The following is a 22330-nucleotide window of genomic DNA, read 5'->3' on the forward strand; positions in this document are numbered from 1 at the left end:
GCGACGACCCGAGCGGGCCGGTCCGCGTCATGATCGTCGACGACCAGGCCCTCGTGCGGGCCGGCTTCCGGCTCGTGCTCGACTCCGAGCCCGGCCTCGAGGTCGTCGCCGAGGCCCCCGACGGTCAGGCGGCCGTCGACGGCCTGCGCGGCCGCGCCGTCGACGTCGTGCTCATGGACATCCGGATGCCGCGCCTCGACGGCATCGAGGCCACCCGGCGCATCCTGTCGGGCCGGCCGCCGCACCCCAAGGTGCTCGTGCTGACCACGTTCGACCTCGACGAGTACGTCTTCGCCGCGCTGCAGGCGGGGGCCGCGGGCTTCCTGCTCAAGGACGCCGGCCCGGCCGAGCTGCTGTCCGCCATCCGGGCCGTGCACACCGGCGACGCCGTCGTGGCCCCGGGGCCGACCAAGCGCCTGCTCGACCGTTTCCTGCCCGTGCTCGCCGAGCCTGCCACCGCCGGACGCGAGCGGCTCGAGGTGCTCACGGAGCGCGAGCTCGAGGTGCTCGAGGCGGTCGGCAAGGGCCTGAACAACGGCGAGATCGCGGCGGCGCTGTTCGTCGCCGAGGCCACCGTCAAGACCCACATCGGCCGCGTGCTGTCCAAGCTCGGGCTGCGCGACCGCGTGCAGATGGTCGTGCTCGCCTACGAGACCGGCCTCGTGCGCATCGGCGACCGCTGACGCCCCACCGCTGACGCCCCACCGCTGACGCCCCGCACACCGCTCCCGGGCCTCCTCGAGGAGGCCGGGACGGGCGGAGCCGCGCCTCAGCCCGGGAGGCGACCGGCGACGGCATCCTTCGTGTCCTTGGCGGTGCTGCCGACGGCCGACGTGGCGCGCTCGACGGCGCGACCGGCACGGCTGCGTGCCTTCTCGAGACGGCGCGCGGCGCGGCGCTGCTTGCGGCTGGGGCGCGCGTCGACGAGCGCCTTGGGCAGGTGACCGGTCGACTGCCGGTAGTAGTCGGCGGCCTTGCGCTCGGCGGCGATCCGGGCGGCGGTGACGAGCATCGCGGACAGGGCGGTGAAGGCGACGACGTCGCGCGTGCGCTCCTTCTCGTAGTCGCCCTGGATCGGGACCGGCCGGCCCGTGACGGCCTGCCAGCCCTTCGTCGCGACGAGGGTCGCGAGGCGGCTGGCACCGAGGGTGGCGACGATGCTCAGCACCTTCCACACCGCCCCGCCGAGGGGAGAGGTCTTGACGGGCGCAGGGGTCTTCTCGTCACGGCCGGCGGGGCGGGCCTTGCGCGAGCGGATGCCGAGGGGAGCCATGCCGCGAATCTGCCATGCGCCGGGGGTAAAGTCATCTCCGCACCACCGGCACCACCACGTACCACCCTGGACCACCCGGCATCCGCGTCGCCACGACGGCGAACGACCCGCCGGCACAACTGAACACGTACCACCCATCACGACAGGGGAGCGCCCTTTGCGCTGAGAGTGCGGCACGTCGACCCGACGCCGCAGACCCTCGAACCTGCTCCGGTTAGCACCGGCGAAGGAAGTCGGTATTTCTCAGGCCACACCCGTCACGCCGTCGCGGCGTGCCTCGGTGTGGCCTCCCCCGGAATCCATCGGACCCGGGAGAGAGACATGAAGAACATCACCGCGTCAGGCCCGCTCATGCGCTGGCGCACTATCGACCTGCTCACCTGCGCCTTCCTCGGCGTCGCCTTCGGCGTCGCGTTCTGGGCGTGGGGCCTGGTGTACCAGGCCCCCTCGAACGCCGTGTCGGCCGGCTTCCCGCCGCTCAGCGCGCTGTTCGCGTGGCCGTGGCTCGTGGCCGGCATCGTCGGCATCCTCGTCATCCGCCGCCCCGGCGCGGCCTTGTTCACCGAGACGCTCGCCGCGGTCGTCTCGGCGCTCATCGGCACGCAGTGGGGCATCACGACCCTCGTCTCGGGGCTCGTCCAGGGCCTCGGCGTCGAGCTCGGTTTCGCCGCGTTCGGCTACGCCGTCTACCGGTGGGCGCCGCTGCTGCTCGGTGGCTTCCTCGGCGGCGCGCTCGAGGCCGTCTACGAGTGGTACTCGTACTGGACCGACTGGGGCTTCGGCTACAAGATCGCCTACCTGCTGCTGCTCGGCGGCTCGGTCGCCGTGTTCGGCTCGCTGCTCGCGGTCGGCATCACGAGGGCGCTCGCCAGCTCGGGCGCGCTCAACCCGTTCCCGCCGGGCCAGGAGATCCGTGAGCGCCAGCTCGTCTGAGCTCGCACCGCCCCTCGGCGGGCCGTCAGGTGGGGGCGCGCTCGTCGAGGTGCGTGCCCTCACGTGGCGCCCCTTCGGGCGCACCCGGCCGGTGCTCGAGCGGCTCGACCTCCGTGTCGAACCCGGGCAGCGCGTGCTGCTCGCCGGGCCGAGCGGCTCGGGCAAGTCGACCCTGCTACGCGGCCTCGCCGGCCTGCTGCTCACCGCCGACTCGGGTGAGCTGTCGGGGGAGGTGCTCGTCGACGGTGCGCCGCCGCAGTCGAGACCGGGGGCGGTGGGCCTCGTGCTGCAGGACCCGGGCGCCGGGGTCGTCGCCTCCTCCGTGGGCCGCGACGTCGCGTTCGGCCTCGAGAACGTCTCGACCCCATGCGACCGGATGCCGGCACAGGTGGCCGCCGCGCTCGCGGAGGTCGACCTCGACCTGCCGCTCGAGGCCCCGCCGCACACCCTGAGTGGCGGTGAGTCGCAGCGGCTCGCGCTCGCCGGTGCCCTCGTCATGGCGCCGGGCCTGCTGCTGCTCGACGAGCCGACCGCGATGCTCGACCCGGTCTCGGCCGCGACCGTGCGGCGCACCGTCGAGGAGGTGTGCCGGCGCCGGGGCCTGACCCTCGTCGTCGTCGAGCACCGCCTCGACGGCTGGGTCGGCCTGACCGACCGGCTCGTCGTGCTCGACGCCCGGGGCGCGGTGGTCGCCGACGGCGACCCGGCCGTCGTTCTCGCCGAGCGCGGTGACGAGCTGACGGCCCAGGGCATCTGGGTGCCCGGCCGGGCCGACCCGGAGCCGCTGCCGGTCGACCTCACCCCCCTCGACGGGGTGGCGACCGGGCACGTCCCTTCAGGCGAGGTGGTCGTCAGCGCCCGCGGGGTGACCGTCGAGCACCGCGGGGCCCGGCTCGGGTTCGACGTGCGCTCGGTGGTGGCGGTGCGCGACACCGACCTCGACGTCGCCGCCGGGGAGTCCGTGGCCCTCGTCGGGCCGAGCGGGGCGGGCAAGTCGTCGCTCATGGCGGCGGTCGGCGGGCTCGCGAGTCCGGCGCGTGGCGAGGTGACGCTGGCCGACGGGCTGTCGCCCGACCGGGACGGGCGCGCCGCCACGCGAGGCGCTGGGCGGGGCGGCGCCGCGACGGCCGACGTGAACGACTGGCCGTCACGCGACCTCGCCCGGGTCGTCTCGTGGGTGCCGCAGCGGGCGGCCACGGCCGTCGTCGGGTCGACCGTGCGCGACGACGTGCTCGTCACCGCCCGCGCACTCGGCCTCGACGCGGAGCAGAGCGCCCGGCGGGCCGACGTCCTGCTGCAGACCCTCGGCCTCGCCCACCTCGCCGGCGTGGACCCGCGACTGCTGTCGGGCGGGGAGCAGCGGCGGCTCGCCCTCGCCTCGGCCGTGCTGCACGGGCCCGCACTGCTGCTCGCCGACGAGCCGACGGTAGGGCAGGACCGGCTCACGTGGTCTGCCGTCACCGGCCTGCTCGACGCCGCCCGGCGCGGCGGGGCCGCCGTCGTCGTGACGACCCACGACGAGGGCGTCGTCGCCCGGGCCGACCGCACGGTGCGCGTCGAGCGCCCGGCGGCGCCGACCGCGCCCGACCTGCCCGAGCGCCGGACCCTGCTCGCGCACGCGGGTCCGCTCGCGCTGCTCGTGGCGGCCCTGTGCGTGCTGCCGCTCCCGGCCCTGCTCGACTCGTGGCGCCAGGGTCTCGCCGTGCTCGGGGTCGAGGTCGCGCTCGGCCTCGTCGGCCTGCTCGCCCCCCGCCCCCGGCACCGCCCCTCACCGTCGAGAGGCCAGCTCGTGTCGGGGGAGGGGCGTCGGGAAGTGGCCTCTCGACGGGGGGAGGTGGGGGAGGAGACGCGGGCGCCGCAGGGTCGGCTGTCCGGGCTGGCGCGACGTCTCGCCCCGGCCGGCCTGGCCGTCGTCGGCGTCGCCTGGTCCGCGTGGCTGCTCGGCGGGCGCGACCTCGAGGTCGCCGCGGGCGCCGCCCTGCGGGTGCTCTGTCTCGTCGTGCCGTCCGCCTTCGTGCTCGGTTACGTCGACCCCGACCGGCTCGGCGACCACCTCGCCCAGCGCGTGCGCCTCCCCGCGCGGCCCGTGGTCGCCGCCACCGCGGCCCTGCAGCGCCTCCAGTCGTTCGACGCCCTGTGGTCCGAGCTGATGACGACGCGACGGGTCCGTGGCGTGCGGCCCGACCACGGCGGCCGGCTCTCCCGCGTCGTCGGGCGCGGGCGCGAGGCCGTCGTCGTCACCGCCGGCCTGCTCATCGGCGCCCTGGGCCAGGCCGCGGCCCTCGCCCTGGCCATGGACGCCCGGGGCTTCGCCGACGCCCGCCGCCGCACGTGGGCCGGGGCCGCGCCGTGGCGGCGGGCCGACACGGTCGTCGTCATCGGCGGGCTGCTCGTCGTCGCGACGGCGGTCGCCGCGCGCCTGCTCGGGCTCTGAGCCGCCCGGCGGCACAATGACGCCGTCGACGGGACGGACGGGAGCGATGACGATGACGCGACGGCGTGGCAGGAGGGACAGCGGGTGGGCCACGGTGCCCGCGCTCGCCCTGCTCACCGGCATCCTCGCCCTGTCGGGCTGTGGACAGCCGACCGCGGGCGACCCCGACGACACGGTGGCACCGACCGTCGAGGTGCCCGTGCAGCCCACCCTCACCGCCGACCCGCCCGAGACGTCGACGCCGAGCGCGCCGGTCTCGGCGGCCGGGCCGGGCGGGCTGTTCGACGCCTCGCAGAGCCTCACCGACGTCACGTGCGCCGCGACGGGTCGGACGTGGAGCTTCACCGCCACGTTGACGAACTCCGACGCCGACGCGCACGAGTTCACCGTCGCCGTCGCGGTGGTGCGCACGTCGGACTCGAGCGAGCTCGTCTCGAAGGAGATCGTCGTGCCGCTCGCGGCGGGGGCGTCCGCGCCCGTCACGGCCGACGCGTTCTGGACGGGACCGTCGACCGGGGTCGAGTGCCTGACCGGCGCGACGGTCAAGGAGGATGACTGAGTGCGCCTCTACCTCACCCGCCACGGCCAGACCGCCTCCAACGTCGGGCGGCTGCTCGACACCGCCGCCCCCGGAGCCGACCTCACCGACCTCGGGCGGCAGCAGGCCCGCGACCTCGTCGAGCGGGTCGCGACGATGCTCGCCGGTGAGGACCTCGGTGCGGTCTACGCCTCCGACCTCGTGCGGGCCCGGCAGACGGCGACCCCGCTCGCCCAGTCGCTCGGGCTCGACGTCGTCGTGGTCGACGGGCTCCGCGAGATCCAGGCCGGCGACTGGGAGATGACCGACGACTGGATGCCGTTCGTCGAGGCGGTCACCCGCTGGGGCGACGACCCGACCGAGCGGATCCCCGGCGGCGAGACCGGGGTCGAGTTCATGCAGCGCTACGAGGACGCGCTGCTGCGCATCGCCGGCGACGGCCATTCCGCGGCGCTCGCGGTGAGCCACGGCGCCGCCATCCGGTGCTGGACGACGGCCACCTTCGGCCTCGGCACCGACTTCTTCGCCACCCGCAACCTCGACAACACCCTCGTCGTCACGCTCGAGCACGAGCCGTCGACCGGCTGGGGGCTCGTCGCGTGGGGCGACGAGCCGGTCGTCGACGCCTGACCCGCTCGTCGGCACGCGCCGAGGCCCTCCCGCGGGGGCGACGCAGGGCACACTGTCGGGATGCCAGTCTCGGCCTTCGGTGACGACGACGAGGACGACACCGACTTCAGTGACGTCACGGGCGACCCGCGCGCCACGGGCGGTCGGAGGCGGCGCTCCCCCCGTCGTCCGCGGCTCGTCGGCGCCCTCGTCACGCTGCTCCTGCTGGCGGTCGCGACGGGTGGCCTCTGGCTGGTCGGCAACCGCCAGTACGTCGACGACGTGGCGGCGTACGACCAGCTCGCCGGCGACGTCGAGCTCGTCGACCGCGGCCTGTTCTACCTCCAGCACAGCGAGGTGCCGCCCTGCCGCGACGGCTCCGACGGCACCGTCACCCGCACCTACCCGCCCTCGACCGGACCGTCGGCCGCCGAGCTCGTCGGCGCCCTCACCGCCCTCGGGTGGACCAGGGCGTCGGATGCCGACGTGGCGGCGTCGGGTGGGCTCGCGGGCACGCCGTCGGGGCAGGGTGGTCCGACGACGCTGGCCACGATGACGCGGGGCGTGGTCGGTCAGCCCGGACGCGTCGTCACCGTCGTCGTCACGGGTCGCTCGTTGTCGGCGCTACCCGACCGGCTGGTCGGCACCTCGACCGGCTCGGCCGTCGGGTGCCTGTTCCACTGACGGCAGCCTGAGCTGACGGGCCGCTCCACATCCCGGAGTCAGGGGTCGATGGCCCGCCACGCCGACCGGATGTGCGCCTCCATGAGGCGCTGCGCCGTGGCGGCGTCGCCGGCGGCGAGCGCGGCGAAGATCGCGGCGTGCTCGTCACGCAGCTCGCGCACGACGTCGTCCCACTCGTCGAGGCGTCGGAAGCGGTCGAGGATGGGCAGCCGCATCGACTCGCGGATGGCGACGGTGAGATCGGTCGCGACCCGGTTGCCGGCGGACGTCGCGATGGCGACGTGGAACTCCGTGTCGTGGTCGTTGAACCGTTCGCGCGCGATGTCCGGGTCGTCCATGACGTCGAGCAGCGTGCGCAGACGGTCGAGGTCGGCCGGGCCGGCGCTGGTCGCGGCGAGGCGGACGCTCAACCGCTCCAGGGCGATTCGCACCTCGATGACGTCGGGCAGGGGAAAGTTGGCGAGGGCCACGTGCAGCCGCAGCAGTCGGGCGAGGGCGTCGGAGGGGACCGCGGTGATGGTCGTCCCCCCGGCCGCCCCGGCTCCGACGGCCGAGCGGACGACGCCCTGGGCCTGCAGGGTGCGCACCGCCTCGCGCACCGCCGAGCGGCTCACCTCCAGGGAGGCGGCGAGCTCACGCTCGGCCGGCAGCTGGTCGCCCACCCGCAGGTGCCCACCGAGGATCTGCTCGTCCACCCACTGCAGCACGACCTCGTAGGCGCGCAGACCGGAGGACGCGGCCCGGGGGGAGGGGACGGCCGGGGTGTCGCCGGGGTCCGGTGCGGGGGCGTCGCTCACGTCGTCATCGTAAATGGTCAGACCTCTTGACGCCGGCACCGGGCGGCTCGTAACCTCAGCGCTCAACAAATGGTCTGACCATTGATCCCGGCTCGACCCACCGACGTGTCCTCCCTGGAGAAGCCATGACCCCACCACTGCTTTCGCCCGCGCTGACGCCGCTGGTCGGCCCGCTGCTGGCACCCACCTGGCCCACCGCCTACCGGCCCGAGCTGGACCCCGTCGCCGGGAGCCTCGCCCTGTCGGCCCTCGTCGCCGCCCTGCCGCTGCTCACCGTCTTCGTCACCCTCGGGCTGCTGCGGTGGAAGGCGCACTGGGCCGGGCTCAGCGCGGTCGCCGTCGCCGTCGTCGTGGCGGTCCTCGCCTTCCGGATGCCGGCCGGCCAGGCCCTCCTCGCCGCGTCCGAGGGTGCGACCTTCGGGCTGTTCCCCATCATGTGGATCGTCTTCACCGCGATCGTGCTCTACCAGGTGACGGTGCGCTCCGGCCGGTTCGAGGACCTCCGGGCGACCTTCCACCTCATCTCCGACGACCCCCGCATCCAGGCCGTCATCATCGCCTTCTGCTTCGGCGGGCTGCTCGAGGCGCTCGCCGGCTTCGGCGCCCCGGTCGCGATCACGGGCGTCATGCTCATGGCCGTCGGTTTCTCGCCGCTGCGGGCGGCCGCCGTCGTGCTGCTGGCCAACACGGCGCCCGTCGCCTTCGGTGCCATCGGCACCCCGATCATCACGGCGGGCACGCTGACCGGCATCCCCTACGCCGAGATCGGCGCCTACGTCGGTCACCAGACCCCCGTCGTCGCCCTCTTCGTGCCGCTCCTGCTCGTGCTCATGGCCGACGGACGACGCGGCGTGCGCCAGGTGTGGCCGCTCGCGGTCGTCGTGGGCGCCGCGTTCGCGGTCGCGCAGTGGTTCAGCGCCACGTTCCTGTCGGTCGAGCTCACCGACATCGTCGCCTCGCTCGTCGCCCTCGCTGCCGCCGTCCTCTTCCTGAGGGTGTGGCAGCCGTCGGGACGGGAGGAGGCGCTCGTCTCGCTGGACCGGGAGCGCGAGCGTGACCTCGTCGGTGCCGGTGCCGGTCTCCGTGACTCTGCGGATGCCGGTGAGCCGGCGGGCGCCGGACGTGACCCGGGCGCGGGCACGGTCGCCGCCGCAGCCCCGCGCGCGGTGGACGCCGACGAAGGCCGTGACGACCTCGACGGCCGTGCCTCCCGACTGACCCCCGGCTGCATCGGCCTGGCGCTGTTCCCGTACCTGCTCGTCATCGCCGTGTTCGCCGTGGGCAAGCTCGTGCCGGCGGTCAAGACGTGGCTCGCCGGCACCGACGTCAAGATCCCGTGGCCGGGCCTCGCGGGCGAGGTGCTCACGAGCGGCGGCACGCCGAACACGTCCGCCACCTTCACCTTCGCCTGGCTCAGCTCGCCCGGCACGATGCTGCTGCTCAGTGCGCTCGTCGTCGCCCTCGTCTACGGCGTCGGGGTGCGGGGCCTCGCCGCCGAGATGGCAGCGACGGCGACCAAGATGCGCTTCGCCTTCCTCACCGTCGCCTCGGTGCTCGCCCTCGCCTACGTCATGAACCTCTCGGGACAGACGATCACCATCGGGACGTGGATCGCCGGCACCGGTGCGGCGTTCGCCTTCCTCAGCCCGCTGCTCGGGTGGCTCGGCACCGCCGTCACCGGGTCGGACACCAGCGCCAACGCCCTCTTCGCCACCCTGCAGCAGACCGCGGCCCGGGGCGCCGGCATCGACCCGACGCTGCTCGTCGCGGCCAACACCTCCGGCGGCGTCGTCGGCAAGATGATCAGCCCGCAGAACCTCACCATCGCCGCGACCGCAGTCGGCCTGCTCGGGCGGGAGTCGGACATCCTCCGTAAGGTGCTGCCGTGGAGCATCGGACTGGTCCTCGCGATGTGCCTGCTCGTCGGGCTGCAGTCGACCGTGCTGTCGTGGATGCTCCCGTGAGCGCCGTCGCCGCCGACCTGCGGGTCGCGCTCTTCGCCACGTGCTTCAACGACACGATGTGGCCCGGCACCCCCAAGGCGGTGGTGCGACTACTCGAGCGCCTGGGCGTGCGGGTCGAGTTCCCCATGGCCCAGACCTGCTGCGGCCAGATGCTGACGAACACCGGGTACGCGCGCCGCGCGGCGCCGCTCGTCGAGCACTTCGTCGACGTCTTCGAGGGCTACGACGCGGTCATCGCACCCTCGGGCTCGTGCGTCGGCTCGGTCCGTGAGCAGCACCCGATGATCACCAGGCTGGCCGGCGACCCGGACCTCGAGAGCCGCGTCGAGGCCGTCCGCCCGACGGTGTTCGAGCTGTCGGAGTTCCTCGTCGACGTCCTCGGCGTCACCGACGTCGGGGCGTACTTCCCGCACCGCGTCACCTACCACCCGACCTGCCACTCCCTGCGGATGCTGCGCGTCGGCGACCGCCCGCTGCAGCTGCTCCGCGCGGTGCGCGGCATCGAGCTCGTCGAGCTGCCGGGCGCCGAGGAGTGCTGCGGCTTCGGCGGCACCTTCGCCCTGAAGAACGCCGACGTGTCGGTCGCCATGGGTCAGGACAAGGCCGACCACGTCCTCGAGACGGGGGCCGAGGTGCTCGTCACCGGTGACAACTCCTGCCTCGCCCACATCGGCGGCATCCTCGGCCGTCGCGGCTCGACCGTCAGGCGCCTGCACCTCGCCGAGGTACTGGCGTCCACTGAAGGAGACGTCGCGTGACCACGAGAAGCCATGCGGCACAGTCGGACACGGCCGGCCTGACAGTGGGTGGACCGGTGCAGCGCACGTCGGCCACCTTCGTCGGGATGCCCGCGTTCCCGGCATCCGCCCGTTCCGCACTGGCCAAGACGCAGCAGCGCGCCAACCTGCGCGGGGCCACCCACACGATCCGGGCCAAGCGCGCCCAGGTGGTCGCGGAGGTGCCCGAGTGGGAGGCGCTGCGCGTCGCGGGCGCCGACGCCAAGGACGAGGCGCTGACCCACCTCGCCGACTACCTCGAGCAGCTCGAGGAGAGCCTCACCGCGCGCGGCGCCGCCGTGCACTGGGCGCGCGACGCCGAGGAGGCCAACCGCATCGTCGTCGACCTCGTGCGCGCCAAGGGGGTTGACGAGGTCGTCAAGGTCAAGTCGATGGCAACGCAGGAGATCGAGCTCAACGAGGCGCTCGAGGCCGCCGGCATCGGGGCGTGGGAGACCGACCTCGCCGAGCTCATCGTGCAGCTCGGGCACGACCGTCCCAGCCACATCCTCGTGCCGGCGATCCACAAGAACCGCAGCGAGATCCGCGACATCTTCACCTCCGAGATGGGCAAGGTCGGGCGGCCCGCGCCCGACGACCTCACCGACGAGCCGGCCCGGCTGGCCGAGGCCGCGAGACTGCACCTGCGCGAGAAGTTCCTGCGCGCCAAGGTCGCGGTGTCGGGCGCGAACTTCGCCGTCGCCGACACCGGCACCCTCGTCGTCGTCGAGTCGGAGGGCAACGGGCGGATGTGCCTCACCCTGCCCGAGACCCTCATCTCCGTCGTCGGCATCGAGAAGGTGCTGCCGACGTGGGGCGACCTCGGCGTCATGCTGCAGCTGCTGCCCCGCTCGAGCACCGGCGAGCGGATGAACCCGTACACGACGATGTGGACCGGCGTCCACGACGACGACGGCCCGCAGGAGGTGCACGTCGTGCTCGTCGACAACGGCCGCAGCCACGTGCTCGCCGACCCGGTGGGCCGCCAGGCGCTCCGGTGCATCCGCTGCTCGGCCTGCCTCAACGTCTGCCCGGTGTACGAGCGCACCGGCGGGCACGCCTACGGCTCGGTCTATCCCGGCCCGATCGGCGCGGTGCTCAACCCGCAGCTGCGCGGTACGACGAGCGAGATCGACGCCTCGCTGCCGTACGCCTCCAGCCTCTGCGGGGCGTGCTTCGACGCCTGCCCCGTGCGCATCGACATCCCCGAGCTGCTCGTGCAGCTGCGCGGTACCGTGGTCGAGCAGGGGGGCCACCGCGCCGAGTCGGCGGCGATGCGCGCGGCCGCGTGGGTGCTGTCCGACCCCAAGCGGCTCGCCATCGCACAACGCGGGGCCACCCTCGCCGGGCGCATCGTCGGCGACCGCACGGTGCGCCGGGTGCCGGGGCTCGGAGGGTGGACCGACGCCCGCGACCTGCCGACGCCCCCGACGGAGACGTTCCGGCAGTGGTGGGCCCGCGAGCACGCCGACGGCCACGCGGGCGACGAGCAGGGAGGCGGGCGATGAGCCCCACGAGCGCCCGCGACGAGATCCTGGCGCGCGTGCGGGCGGCCACGGCCGACGTGACCGCCCCGGTCGGCGACCGGGGGGCCACCCCGGTCGTCGAGGTCGCCTCACCCGGCGCCCACGAGACGGTCGAGCTGTTCGCCGAGAACGTCGCCGACTACCGCGCCGTCGTCGTGCGCGTCCCCGCCGCCGAGGTCGGCGCCGCGGTCGCCCGGGCCCTGCGCGACGCCGGATGCCGGTCGGTGGCCGTCCCCGACGGGCTCGACGCCGCGTGGGTGGCCGCCCTCACCCAGGGCATGCCCGAAGCCACGGACGCCACCGCCGACGGGTCGCACCGGCTCCGGGTGGTGCGCGAGAGCGACGCCACCACGGCGCAGGCGCTCGACGAGATCGACGGGGTCGTCACGGCATCCGCGGTCGGGGTGGCGACGACGGGGACGATCGTGCTCGACCACGGGCCTGACCAGGGTCGACGGGCGCTGACCCTCGTCCCCGACGTCCACGTCTGTGTGGTCCGGGCGGACCAGGTCGTGCACGACGTGCCCGAGGCGGTGGCCCGTCTGCGGCCCGGTGCGTCGCCGCGGCCGCTCACGTGGGTCAGCGGGCCGAGCGCGACGAGCGACATCGAGCTGCAGCGGGTCGAGGGCGTGCACGGGCCCCGCACCCTCGTCGTGGTCGTCGCCGAATGAGGGGACGGCGTCACAGCAGGGTGGTGAGCACCCCGCCGTCGGCGCGCAGCGCCGCCCCGTTGACGGCCGACGAACGAGGGCTGGCGAGGTAGGCCAGCAGCCCGGCCAGCTCGTCGGGCTCGATGAACCGGCCGAGCAGCGAGGTCGGTCGCTCGGCGGCCAGGGCGGTGCGCAGGGCGGCGGGGTCCAGGCCCTGCTGCCGGGCGAGGCCCTCGACCGCGTCGGCGACGCCGTCCGACCACGTGGGCCCGCCCAGCACCGTGTTGACGGTGACGGCCGTGCCGCGGGTCAGCTTCGCCAGCCCGTTGCCGAGCGCGAGGAGCGCCGCCTTGGTCACGCCGTAGTGGACCATGTTGGCGGGGACGTCGACCCCCGACTCGCTGCCGACGAAGAGCACCCGGCCCCAGCCGCGTTCGAGCATCGGGGGCAGCAGGTGCCGCGAGAGGCGCACGGCGCTCATGAGGTTGACCTCGAGGTAACGGTGCCACTCGTCGTCGGCGACGTCGGTGAACGCGGCGACGCCGAAGAGGCCGACGTTGTTGACGAGGACGTCGACCGGCCCGAGCGCGTCGAGCTCGGCGAGCAGCCGGCCGACCTCCGTGCGCTCGGCGACGTCGGCGGCGATGCCGTGCACCCGCACCGCGGGCGACGGAGCGGCGGCGACGAGGCGCGCGACGGCATCCTCGACGCGGCCGGCGTCGCGCCCGTGCACGACGACGGACATCCCCTCGGCCACGAGGGCGGCGGCGACGGCGTGGCCGATGCCCTGGGTGGAGCCGCTGACGAAGGCGGTGCGGCCGGTGAGGTCGAGGTCCATGGTGATCCTTCCATTTGCTTGCTTGAGCAAGTGAATCTAGGTTGGTTTGCTTGCTCAGGCAAGTCATGGACGGGGCTGGCCCTAGGCTGGTGGGCATGGCCGAGACCCGTTCCGACCCCGGGCTGCAGGGCGACGACCTGCGCACCTGGGTCGCCCTCGCGACCGTCATGGAGTGGCTGCCCGTCGCCCTCGACGAGCAGCTGCAGCGCACGGCGGGGCTCTCGCACTTCGAGTACGGCGTGCTCTTCGCCCTGTCGCAGGCGCCCGAGGGCCGTCTGCGGATGAGCGTGCTGGCGGGCTACGCCAACAGCTCGCTCTCGCGTCTCTCGCGCGCGGTCACCCGGCTGGAACGCCAGGGCTGGGTGCGTCGCGAGGCCGACCCTGCCGACGGGCGCTCGACCCTCACCGTCCTCACCCCGGAGGGGAGGGCGCGCTACGACCTCGCCACCCCCGGCCACGCCGACACCGTGCAGCGGCTCGTCCTCGCCCCGCTCACCCGGGCGCAGCAGCGGCAGCTGCGCGAGGTGGCGGGTCGCATCGCGGCCGCGGTCCGTGACGAGCCCGGCTGGACGCCGCCGGTCGCCTGAACGCGGGCCGGGCCGACCGGCGACGCGCCCGGGTCACATGGTGGGAAATGCCCGGCTCCCGGCATCCTCGGGTGACACGCTGGTCGCCATGCGCCCGGTCACCCAGTCCCGCAAGCTCCGCGACGTCTGCTACGAGATCCGCGGACCGGTGCTGGCCGAGGCCAAGCGGCTCGAGGACGAGGGCCAGCGCATCCTCAAGCTCAACATCGGCAACCCCGCCCCGTTCGGGTTCGAGGCGCCGCAGGACATCCTCGTCGACGTCATCCGCGAGCTGCCGACGGCGCAGGGCTACAGCGACAGCAAGGGCATCCTCTCGGCCCGTCGCGCGGTCGCCCAGCACTACGAGGTGCGCGACTTCCCGCCCGTCAACGTCGAGGACATCTACCTCGGCAACGGCGTCAGCGAGCTCATCGTCATGGCGATGCAGGGGCTGCTCGACAACGGCGACGAGGTGCTGCTGCCCGCCCCCGACTACCCGCTGTGGACCGCCGCGACGAGCCTCGCCGGCGGCAGGCCCGTGCACTACGTCTGCGACGAGCAGGCCGACTGGGCGCCCGACGTCGACGACATCGCGAGCAAGATCACCGACCGCACCAGGGCGATCGTCGTCATCAACCCCAACAACCCGACCGGGGCCGTCTACCCGCGCCCGGTGCTCGAGGCCATCACCGAGCTCGCCCGGCGCCACGACCTCATCCTCATGGCCGACGAGATCTACGACAAGATCCTCTTCGACGGCGCCACGCACACCTCCGTCGCGGCCGTCGCGCCCGACCTGCTGTGCCTGACCTTCAACGGGCTGTCCAAGGCCTACCGCGTCGCCGGCTTCCGCTCGGGCTGGCTCGCCATCACCGGCCCGAAGGAGCACGCGCGCAGCTACATCGAGGGACTGACCATCCTCGCCAACATGCGCCTCTGCGCGAACGTGCCCGCGCAGCACGCCATCCAGGTCGCCCTCGGCGGCTACCAGTCGATCAACGAGCTCATCCTCCCCGGTGGGCGGCTTCTCGAGCAGCGCAACGTCGCCCACGAGCTGCTCAACCAGATCGAGGGCGTGTCGTGCACGAAGCCGCAGGGGGCGCTCTACCTCTTCCCGCGCCTGGACCCGGACGTGTACGCCGTCGACGACGACGAGAAGTTCGCCCTCGACCTGTTGCGTGACCAGAAGCTGCTCATCGTGCAGGGCACCGGCTTCAACTGGCCGACGCCCGACCACTTCCGCCTCGTCTTCCTCCCGCGGGTCGAAGAGCTCGAGGATGCCGTGGGGCGCATCGAGAAGTTCCTCGCCACCCACGCGCGTCGCTGAGTGTCACCCGGTCCCATCCCGTGACGGCCGGCGGGTCAGCCGCGGGTGGAGGCCCACCACTTCAGCAGGGCCCCGAGCGCGACGGCCCAGACCACCGTCAGCACGAGCGCGATGCCGATCGCGAGCCAGGCCTGGCGTCGGCCCGCCCGCTCGCGGCGCGCGAGGCTGAGACCGGCCAGGGCGAGGGCGAGCAGCTGGGGCACGAAGCAGAAGCCGAGCAGCACGCCGGCCACCGCCGACACCACCGCGCCCCGGGCGAGCGGCGCCTCCGAGGCGAGCCGTACGTCGTCGGGGCGCAGCCTCGGGGGACGATCGGGGTCGGTCACGCGTTCAGGGTAGCGATGAGCCGTTCCCGTCTCCGCCACGCGACCGTGACGCTCGCCGCCCTCGCCACGCTGGCGACGGTGGCCGCGTGCGGCGGCGACCCCACGGCATCCGACCTGCCCTCGGGGGTATACCAGGCGCGGCCGGGCATCACGACCGAGGAGGCCGACTTCGTCATCGCCGCCGGCAAGCTCGGCGTGACGGTGACCGGCGAGAGCGTCGACGACGACATCGAGACCGGCACGACGACGTGCTGGGCCCTCGACAGCGGTGGCGCGACGCTGGCGCAGGTGGCGGTCGATGACGGCGGGCGCCCGCTCGGCAACGAGGGCGACGCGCTGCGCACGAAGCGGCTCATGGCCGCCGGCGTGCAGACGTTCTGCCCCGACCACGACGACCAGATCCCGTCGCTCGAGCTGCCGTGAGGGGTCCGCCCGGTGGCGGCGGCGGAATAGCCCACGACGGGGATGCCGTTGGCCTGGGTGTGAGCACCCCGACCCGACCGCAGCTGAACATCCTCGACCTCGTGCCCGTCCTCGAGGACGGCACCGCCGCCGAGGCAATCGCCGCGACGGTCGACGTCGCGCAGCACGCCGACCGGTGGGGCTACGGGCGCTACTGGATGGCCGAGCACCACAACATGCGCGGCGTGGCGTCGAGCTCGACGGCGGTGCTCATCGGGCACGTCGCCGACAAGACGGAGCGCATCCGCGTCGGCTCCGGCGGGATCATGCTGCCCAACCACGCGCCGTACGTCGTCGCCGAGCAGTTCGGCACGCTGGCCACGATGCACCCCGGACGCATCGACCTCGGCCTCGGCCGCGCCCCGGGCACCGACCCGCTGACGAGCCGGGCCCTGCGCCGCAACGACATGGCGGCGATGAACTTCGCCGGCGAGGTCGAGGAGCTGATCGGCTACCTCGGCGAGCCCGATCCCGACGCCAGGGTGCGGGCCATCCCGGGGGAGGGGACGCACGTGCCGGTGTGGATCCTCGGGTCGAGCCACGGCGGGGCGCAGGTCGCGGCCTCGCTCGGGCTGCCGTACAGCTTCGCGTCCCACTTCGCGCCGGCCATGCTCATGAGCGCGCTGCAGGTCTACCGCGACCGGTTCGTGCCCTCGACCGAGCCGGGCGGGTTCGACGCGCCCCGCACGATGGCGGCGGCCAACATCATGGTGGCCGACTCCGAGAAGGAGGCCGAGCGCCTCTTCACCAGCGTGCTCAGCCGGTTCCACGGCATCATCACCGGTCGCCGCGGCGGCGTGCTCAAGCCGGAGGGCGACATCGAGAGCCTCATGGGCTCGTGGTCGCCGGCCGAGCGGCAGGCCGTCAGCGAGATGATCCGGGTGTCGTTCGTCGGCACACCCGACCAGGTGCGCGACCGGCTGCAGGAGTTCACCGACGCGACGGGCGTCGACGAGGTCGTCGTCACGTGCGGTGCCTACGACCACGACGACCGGCTGCGCAGCTTCGAGCTGCTCGCCGACGCGTGGAGCTGACGCTCCGCCCGGAGCCGACCACACCGCATCCCCTCCCGCCCACCTCATCTGGAAGGCTGCCGCCATGACCGCCAGCGACTCGACCGGGCGCGACGAGCGCCGCGTCACCCTGACCCGCGACTCCGAGGGCCACTACACCGTGCGCAACGACCGCGGTGGCTCGGTCACGACGAGCTCGGGCACCGACGAGCTCTCGCCCGTCGAGCTGTTGCTCGCCGGGATCGCGGGCTGCACCGCCGTCGACGTCGACACCGTGACGACGCGACGCGCAGAGCCGGAGTCGTTCGAGATCGAGGTGAGCGCCGACAAGGTCAAGGACGAGCAGGGCAACCACCTCAAGGACATCGAGATCACCTTCCGGGTGCGCTTCCCCGACGACGAGGGCGGCGACAAGGCCCGCGCCATCCTGCCCAGCCTCGTGCGCCGCAGCCACGAGGAGTTCTGCACCGTCAGCCGCACGGTCATGCTCGGCGCCGACGTCACCGCCACCATCGAGTGACCTGACCGCCACCGTCGAGTGGCCACGTCCCGACGCCCCCTCGACCGTCGAGGCCACTTCCCGACGCGCTGGCGTCGCTCAGCGGGTCGCGGCCGGGGCGTCGACCCAGTCGATCGGGTCGCCCCAGCCGAGGGCGCCGACCCCGTGGTGGTCGAGCGCCCGCACGGCGAGGGTCCGCCGGTGGGCCGCGAAGGTGAGCACGTGGGCGACCATCGCCCCGTACGTGCACGTGCGCGGTGGGTCGCACTCGGCGTCGACGAAGACGTCGTCGAGCCGCCCCTGCTCGACCGCCTCCCGCACGTGCCCGACGAAGACGGGCGCCGCGTCCGCGAGCCGTCGGCGGGCCGAGGTCATCGACTCGCGCTCCTCGAGCGACCAGTCGTAGTCTTCCCCGGCCATCCGCGCGTTCCACATCGCCATCTGCCCGACGAGCCGGCTGACGAGGGTGCGCAGCGTCGACGGGTCGGGGTCGTCGTCGATGCCGACGACGATCGGCTCGTCGAGCTGCGCGTCTGTGAGGCGGGAGGCCTCGTCGGCGATGCGGCCCGTGAGCCACACGTGGTGGGCGACCATGCTCTGCAACAGGTCCATGGCTGTCACTCTCTGCTGGGCCGGCAGCCGGATGCCGCTCGGCGGGGTGAAGTGGACACCGCTCGCGCCCTCGAGGCGCAGGATGCCGGGTCGCTCGCGCCAGGCGCTGGGCGTGCGGCCGTACGCGCGTCGGAAGGCGCGGGTGAACGCCTCGTGCGAGCCGTAGCCGGCTTCGACCGCGACGTCGACGACCCCGGTGTCGGGGCTGGTCGCGAGCCGGTGGGCGGCGCGTTCGAGCAGCACGCGGCGTCGCAGTGCCGCCGCGGTCTCGCCGGCGATGGCGCTGACGACCCGGTCGAGGTGGAAGCGCGAGAGGTGCACGCGGGCGGCGACCTCGTCGCCGCCCAGGTTCGGCTCGTCGAGGGTGTCGACGAGCACCGCGAGCCAGGCGGCGAAGGCGTCCCTGCCTGCTGCACCGGTGGTGGTCATGTCGACCATCGTGACGCGGTCGACCCCGCCGTGGCTTGATCCCCCTTGCTCACCCGCCCCCTCACCGTCGAGTGGCCACTTCCCGACGCCACCCACCCCGTCGAGTGGCCAGTTGCTGACGCCACCCACCCCGTCGAGTGGCCACGTGCCGACTCCTAGGCTGGCCGTCGTGAGCAGCGCCACCGACCAGCCCTACGTCCTCGACGAGACCACGCCGGCCTACTACCGTCGGCTCGACGGGACGACCTTCGCGCCGACCGTGCACGCCCAGGGGGCCTGGCGCACCGACGAGCAGCACATGGCCCCGGTTAGCGGACTGCTCGCCCACGCCATCGACGCGCATGAGCCGCGCGAGGGCATGCACGTCGGGCGCATCACCTTCGACATCCTCGGCTTCATCCCCGCCCGGCCGGGCGTCGTCGCCGTGCGAACGACCCGGCCCGGTCGCACCATCGAGCTCGTCGAGGCCGAGCTGCAGGTCGACGGTCGCGCCGTCGTGCGCGCCACCGCGTGGCGTCTGGCCCACCACGACTCGGCGGACGTCGCCGGCCTTGAGCTCGAGCCGATGGGAGCACCCGAGAGCTTCCCCCTCTGGCACGGCGCCGAGACGTGGGGCGGCGGCTACATCCGCGGTCTCGAGATCCGCATCGCGGAGGGTCGCCGCCCGGGGCGCGCGCAGGCGTGGCTGCGCACCGACTTCGCGCTCGTCGACGGGGAGACCTCGAGCCCGACGACCGACCTCGTCCGGCTCGTCGACACGGCCAACGGCGTTGCGGTGCGGGCCTCCCCGCTCGAGTGGATGTTCCCCAACGTCGACCTGACCATCCACCTGCTGCGCGAGCCGGTACCCGGCTGGGTGGGCCTCGACACCCGCGTCAGCATGGGCGCCGGCGGCCTCGGCATCACGTCGACCACCCTGCACGACGTCGACGGCCCGGTCGGACGCGCCGAGCAGATCCTCACCGTGCGGCGGATGCCGGGTCGCTGACTCCCATCAGGAAGTGGCCTCTCGACGGTTCCAGGGGCGTCGGGACGTGGCCTCTCGACGGGTCAGGTGGGGGTGGTGCCGGGGAGGCCGAGGCCGACGACGACCATCTCGACGAGCCGCGGGCCGATCGCGGCGACGAACTCCGGGCCGAGGTCGCGCAGCGGCCCCTCGAGCGTGAGCATGGCCAGGCCGTGCACCGTCGACCACGCGAGGGCCTCCGCGCCCGGCCGCTGCGAGGCGGGCAGCACCCCCGAGTCGAGCATGGCGTCGAGGGCGTCGCCGAGCAGCTGGTACGGGGTGCGCCCGCCGAGCCCCGCGGCATCCGGCGAGGCGGCGCGACGCAGGTCGGTCGGAACGGCGAAGGCGGCGCGGAAGAGGCCCGGCTGCTCCATGGCGAAGCGCAGGTAGCCGATGCCGACGGCCCGCAGCCGCGCCTGCGCCCGCTCGCCCTCGTCGGCGCCCTCGTGAGCGCCCCCCTCGGCGACCGCCCCCACGTGCCGGTCGACCTCGTCGGCCATGGTGTCGGCCGCGAGCGACTGGGCCATCGAGACGACCTCGTCGAGCAGGGCGTCGCGGTCGGAGAAGTGGCGGTAGGCGGCGTTGGCCGACACGCCGACGCGGCGGGTCGCCTCGCGCAGCACGACGGCGTCGGGCCCTCCCTCGCGGGCGAGGTCGAGGCCGGCGTCGAGCAGCGCGCGCCGCAGGTCGCCGTGGTGGTAGGTCGAACGGGTCGCCGGCTCCGGTCTCTCGGGGAGGGGGGCGGCCGCGGACATCACCTGCTCATTGTGCTCCCCGGCCCCCGAGGGTGGGGGCGAGGGCGGGTGCCGGCGGGGGACGGGCGGGGCAGGGCGTGCCCGGCGGGTCGGATGCCCTGTGAAACCCTCAGGTATGCCGGTGCCGCCCGAGGTCGTCGACGCCGCACGCGGCGCCGCCCGGGTCGTCGTCGTCACCGGGGCCGGCATGTCGGCCGAGAGCGGGGTCGCCACCTTCCGCGACGAGCAGACCGGTCTGTGGGCCCGCTACGACGCGGAGGACCTCGCGAGCGTCGAGGCCTGGGAACGGGACGCGCCCTTCGTGTGGGCTTGGTACGTCTCGCGGTTCGCCTCGCTCGCGGTCGTCGAGCCCAACGCCGGTCACCGTGCCGTCGCCGCATGGGCGGGGCTGTCGGGGGTGTCCCGGGTCGACGTCGTCACCCAGAACATCGACGACCTGCACGAGCGCGGCGGCAGTGACGAGGTCGTGCACCTGCACGGGTCGGCCACGGCGTTCCGGTGCGAGTCGTGCGACGCCCCGTGGCCCGGGACGGTCGCTGCGCCCGACGTGCCCGTCGCCCGCATCGAGCCGCCGACGTGCCCCGTGTGCGGCGCTCGGGTGCGCCCCGGGGTCGTCTGGTTCGGGGAGCCGCTGCCCACCGACGCGTGGGACCGCGCCGTCGACCTCGTCTCCGCGGCCGACCTCGTGCTCGTCGTCGGGACCTCGGGCCTCGTCTTCCCGGCGGCGGGCCTGCCGGCCGTCGGGCGGGCCGGTGGCGCCGTCGTCGTCGAGATCAACCCCGTCGAGACGGAGACCTCCGACGTCGCCGACCACCGGTGGCGAGAGACCGCGGCGGTGGCCCTGCCGGCCCTCGTCAGCGCCCTGCGAACAGCTCGCTGACGCAGTCGTCGAACATCGTCGTGTGGGCCGCGACGTCGGCGGCCGTCGTGGCCGGTGACATCAGCGCCATGTTGTGGAACGGCGTCAGCAGGATGCCCCGATTGAGGGCGTAGAGGTGCAGGTACTGCTGCAGCTCGAAGTCGTCGCTCTCGTGGGCCTCCTGGCCGGTGCGCGGCGGGCGGGGCACGAAGGTGTACTCGGCTCGTGCGCCGAGCCGGGTGACGTTCCACCCCGCCCCGACGCGGTCGACCGCGGCCTGCACGCCGTCGGCCCAGGCGTCGGCGAGCGGCACCATGTGCTCGAAGGCCGCCGGGGTCATGACGTGCTCGAGGGTGGCCCGCATGGCGGCCGACGAGAGCCCGTTGCCGGCCAGCGTGCCGCCGACACCGCCCACGTCGATGTCCTCCAGCTCGACGGACCGTGCGATGCGGTCGGCGATGTCGGCGGTGAACCCGAAGGTGCCGCAGGGGATCCCGCCACCGATCGACTTGCCGATGACGAGGAGGTCGGGTTGCAGCCCGTGGGCGCCGGTGTAGCCGGACGGCCCCGCGCAGACCGTGTGCGTCTCGTCGTTGACGAGCAGCGCGCCGTAGCGGGTGGCGAGCTCGCGCACGCCCTCGTTGTAGCCGGGGTCGGGCAGCACGATGCCGATGTTCGTGAGCGCCGGCTCGACGAGCACGGCGGCGACGTCACCGTGGGCCAGGGCCCGCTCGAGCGCCTCGAGGTCGTTGAACTCGACGACCCGAGTCGTCTCCGACACCGGGACGGGCGGGCCGATGGTGCTCGGCCGGTCGATCGTCTCGCCGTGGTCGTCGAGCGTCGCGAACGTCTCGTCGACCGAGCCGTGGTAGCACCAGTTGTGCACGACGACCTTGCTGCGGCCCGTCAGCAGGCGGGCGTAGCGCAGGGCGTGCCGGTTGGCGTCGGTGGCCGTCAGGGTGAACTGCCAGTAGGGCAGCCCGAAGCGCTCGGCCAGCCCCTGCGACACCGCGATGGCGTCGTCGGTCGGCAGCATCGTCGTGATGCCGCGCGACAGCTGGCGCGTCACCGCCTCGACGGTCGCGGCGGGGGAGTGGCCCATCATCGCGCCGGTGTCGCCGAGGCACAGGTCGACGTGGTCGATGCCGTCGACGCACGTGAAGTGCGCCCCCTCGGCGCTCTCGACGAAGACGGGGAAGTCGCCGGGCCACTTGACCATCCAGCTCATCGGCACGCCGCCGGGCATGTGGGCGCGGGCCCGTTCGGCCAGGGCCGCCGACCGGGGCCGGGCCGCCCGGAAGGCCTCGCGTTCGCGCTCGTGCAGCCGGGCGAGCCGGTCGCGGTCGAGGGGGGTGACGTCGGTCGTCCGGTTGCTCACGCCCCCGATTGTGTCGAATGCCGGTCGGCGAGGGAAGCGGTCGCCTGATGGGAGGTCGACGACGGGTTCCGTAGGC

General features: G+C 73.9%; 24 protein-coding genes and 1 riboswitch. Of the genes, 17 read left to right on the top strand and 7 right to left on the bottom strand.

From position 1 onward, the window contains the following. Positions 1-29: 29 nt before the first annotated feature. Positions 30-683: a response regulator transcription factor gene (locus tag DFJ68_RS17885; protein WP_121035514.1), complete on the top strand. Its 654-nt coding sequence runs from the start codon at positions 30-32 to the stop codon at positions 681-683. Between the two features lie 86 nt (positions 684-769). Here the strand turns inward: DFJ68_RS17885 and DFJ68_RS17890 are convergent, their stop codons facing one another. Further along, positions 770-1273, bottom strand: coding sequence for a DUF4235 domain-containing protein (locus DFJ68_RS17890; RefSeq protein ID WP_121034894.1), 504 nt, complete (start codon positions 1271-1273; stop codon positions 770-772). Between the two features lie 134 nt (positions 1274-1407). Then, a riboswitch (TPP riboswitch) is annotated at positions 1408-1522 on the top strand. A gap of 72 nt (positions 1523-1594) precedes the next feature. On the opposite strand from DFJ68_RS17890, the gene DFJ68_RS17895 reads away from it, so the two are divergent. The 5 genes from DFJ68_RS17895 to DFJ68_RS18585 are packed head-to-tail and all read left to right on the top strand — an operon-like array spanning position 1595 to position 6471. After that, positions 1595-2206, top strand: coding sequence for an ECF transporter S component (locus DFJ68_RS17895; protein ID WP_121034895.1), 612 nt, complete (start codon positions 1595-1597; stop codon positions 2204-2206). Next, positions 2187-4640: an ATP-binding cassette domain-containing protein gene (locus tag DFJ68_RS19015; protein ID WP_121034896.1), complete on the top strand. Its 2454-nt coding sequence runs from the start codon at positions 2187-2189 to the stop codon at positions 4638-4640. The genes DFJ68_RS17895 and DFJ68_RS19015 overlap by 20 nt, the downstream gene beginning before the upstream one ends. Positions 4641-4692: 52 nt before the next feature. Next, entirely contained in the window at positions 4693-5199 is a 507-nt protein-coding gene (locus tag DFJ68_RS17905; protein WP_147431646.1) for a hypothetical protein, read from the top strand. Next, positions 5200-5808, top strand: a complete 609-nt coding sequence (locus DFJ68_RS18580; protein WP_211333420.1) for a histidine phosphatase family protein — start codon at positions 5200-5202, stop codon at positions 5806-5808. 60 nt (positions 5809-5868) lie between these two features. Continuing rightward, positions 5869-6471, top strand: a complete 603-nt coding sequence (locus tag DFJ68_RS18585; protein WP_211333421.1) for a hypothetical protein — start codon at positions 5869-5871, stop codon at positions 6469-6471. Between the two features lie 38 nt (positions 6472-6509). Here the strand turns inward: DFJ68_RS18585 and DFJ68_RS17915 are convergent, their stop codons facing one another. After that, complete coding sequence (locus DFJ68_RS17915; RefSeq protein WP_121034898.1) at positions 6510-7268, bottom strand: FadR/GntR family transcriptional regulator; 759 nt, start codon at positions 7266-7268, stop codon at positions 6510-6512. Between the two features lie 125 nt (positions 7269-7393). Here DFJ68_RS17915 and DFJ68_RS17920 point away from each other — a divergent pair, with 125 nt between their 5' ends. From DFJ68_RS17920 to DFJ68_RS17935, 4 genes are all read left to right on the top strand, one after another. After that, a complete protein-coding gene (locus DFJ68_RS17920; protein ID WP_121034899.1) occupies positions 7394-9232 on the top strand; it encodes an L-lactate permease in 1839 nt (612 codons plus the stop codon). Further along, positions 9229-9990: a (Fe-S)-binding protein gene (locus DFJ68_RS17925; protein ID WP_276330715.1), complete on the top strand. Its 762-nt coding sequence runs from the start codon at positions 9229-9231 to the stop codon at positions 9988-9990. The genes DFJ68_RS17920 and DFJ68_RS17925 overlap by 4 nt, the downstream gene beginning before the upstream one ends. Before the next feature lie 86 nt (positions 9991-10076). Further along, positions 10077-11516, top strand: a complete 1440-nt coding sequence (locus DFJ68_RS17930) for a LutB/LldF family L-lactate oxidation iron-sulfur protein (RefSeq protein ID WP_121035516.1) — start codon at positions 10077-10079, stop codon at positions 11514-11516. Beyond that, the gene (locus DFJ68_RS17935) at positions 11513-12205 is read left to right on the top strand and encodes a LutC/YkgG family protein (protein WP_121034900.1); all 693 of its coding nucleotides are present in this window, start codon (positions 11513-11515) and stop codon (positions 12203-12205) included. The genes DFJ68_RS17930 and DFJ68_RS17935 overlap by 4 nt, the downstream gene beginning before the upstream one ends. Before the next feature lie 10 nt (positions 12206-12215). Here the strand turns inward: DFJ68_RS17935 and DFJ68_RS17940 are convergent, their stop codons facing one another. Then, positions 12216-13022 (bottom strand): SDR family NAD(P)-dependent oxidoreductase, encoded by an 807-nt coding sequence (locus DFJ68_RS17940; protein ID WP_121034901.1) that lies wholly within the window; start codon positions 13020-13022, stop codon positions 12216-12218. Positions 13023-13117: 95 nt separating this feature from the next. On the opposite strand from DFJ68_RS17940, the gene DFJ68_RS17945 reads away from it, so the two are divergent. Together DFJ68_RS17945 and DFJ68_RS17950 are read left to right on the top strand one after the other, a co-directional pair. After that, on the top strand, positions 13118-13609 hold the full coding sequence (locus tag DFJ68_RS17945; protein WP_121034902.1) for a MarR family winged helix-turn-helix transcriptional regulator: 492 nt from the start codon (positions 13118-13120) through the stop codon (positions 13607-13609). 88 nt (positions 13610-13697) lie between these two features. Beyond that, a complete protein-coding gene (locus DFJ68_RS17950) occupies positions 13698-14915 on the top strand; it encodes a pyridoxal phosphate-dependent aminotransferase (RefSeq protein WP_121034903.1) in 1218 nt (405 codons plus the stop codon). Between the two features lie 35 nt (positions 14916-14950). Here DFJ68_RS17950 and DFJ68_RS17955 read toward each other — a convergent pair whose 3' ends face one another. Then, positions 14951-15241 carry a hypothetical protein gene (locus tag DFJ68_RS17955; protein WP_121034904.1) on the bottom strand — a complete coding sequence of 97 codons (291 nt, stop codon included), beginning with the start codon at positions 15239-15241 and terminating at the stop codon, positions 14951-14953. A gap of 15 nt (positions 15242-15256) precedes the next feature. On the opposite strand from DFJ68_RS17955, the gene DFJ68_RS17960 reads away from it, so the two are divergent. From DFJ68_RS17960 to DFJ68_RS17970, 3 genes are all read left to right on the top strand, one after another. Beyond that, positions 15257-15664: a DUF732 domain-containing protein gene (locus DFJ68_RS17960; RefSeq protein WP_121034905.1), complete on the top strand. Its 408-nt coding sequence runs from the start codon at positions 15257-15259 to the stop codon at positions 15662-15664. Positions 15665-15723: 59 nt separating this feature from the next. Next, complete coding sequence (locus tag DFJ68_RS17965) at positions 15724-16737, top strand: LLM class flavin-dependent oxidoreductase (RefSeq protein WP_245963735.1); 1014 nt, start codon at positions 15724-15726, stop codon at positions 16735-16737. Positions 16738-16801: 64 nt separating this feature from the next. Next, positions 16802-17236, top strand: coding sequence for an OsmC family protein (locus DFJ68_RS17970; protein ID WP_121034906.1), 435 nt, complete (start codon positions 16802-16804; stop codon positions 17234-17236). A 78-nt stretch (positions 17237-17314) separates the two neighbouring features. Here the strand turns inward: DFJ68_RS17970 and DFJ68_RS17975 are convergent, their stop codons facing one another. After that, the gene (locus tag DFJ68_RS17975; protein WP_121034907.1) at positions 17315-18256 is read right to left on the bottom strand and encodes a helix-turn-helix domain-containing protein; all 942 of its coding nucleotides are present in this window, start codon (positions 18254-18256) and stop codon (positions 17315-17317) included. A gap of 169 nt (positions 18257-18425) precedes the next feature. Here DFJ68_RS17975 and DFJ68_RS17980 point away from each other — a divergent pair, with 169 nt between their 5' ends. Continuing rightward, on the top strand, positions 18426-19244 hold the full coding sequence (locus tag DFJ68_RS17980) for a thioesterase family protein (protein ID WP_211333422.1): 819 nt from the start codon (positions 18426-18428) through the stop codon (positions 19242-19244). Between the two features lie 62 nt (positions 19245-19306). Here DFJ68_RS17980 and DFJ68_RS17985 read toward each other — a convergent pair whose 3' ends face one another. Further along, positions 19307-20017, bottom strand: a complete 711-nt coding sequence (locus DFJ68_RS17985) for a TetR/AcrR family transcriptional regulator (RefSeq protein ID WP_121034909.1) — start codon at positions 20015-20017, stop codon at positions 19307-19309. A 115-nt stretch (positions 20018-20132) separates the two neighbouring features. Between DFJ68_RS17985 and DFJ68_RS17990 the strand changes: the two genes are divergently transcribed. Further along, positions 20133-20897: an NAD-dependent deacylase gene (locus tag DFJ68_RS17990; RefSeq protein WP_121034910.1), complete on the top strand. Its 765-nt coding sequence runs from the start codon at positions 20133-20135 to the stop codon at positions 20895-20897. Here DFJ68_RS17990 and DFJ68_RS17995 read toward each other — a convergent pair. Next, on the bottom strand, positions 20872-22254 hold the full coding sequence (locus DFJ68_RS17995; RefSeq protein WP_121034911.1) for an aspartate aminotransferase family protein: 1383 nt from the start codon (positions 22252-22254) through the stop codon (positions 20872-20874). The two genes, DFJ68_RS17990 and DFJ68_RS17995, sit on opposite strands and share 26 nt — an antisense overlap. Positions 22255-22330: the final 76 nt, after the last annotated feature.

It is taken from the genome of Terracoccus luteus (genome assembly GCF_003635045.1).
GTDB classification, from domain to species: Bacteria; Actinomycetota; Actinomycetes; order Actinomycetales; family Dermatophilaceae; genus Terracoccus; species Terracoccus luteus.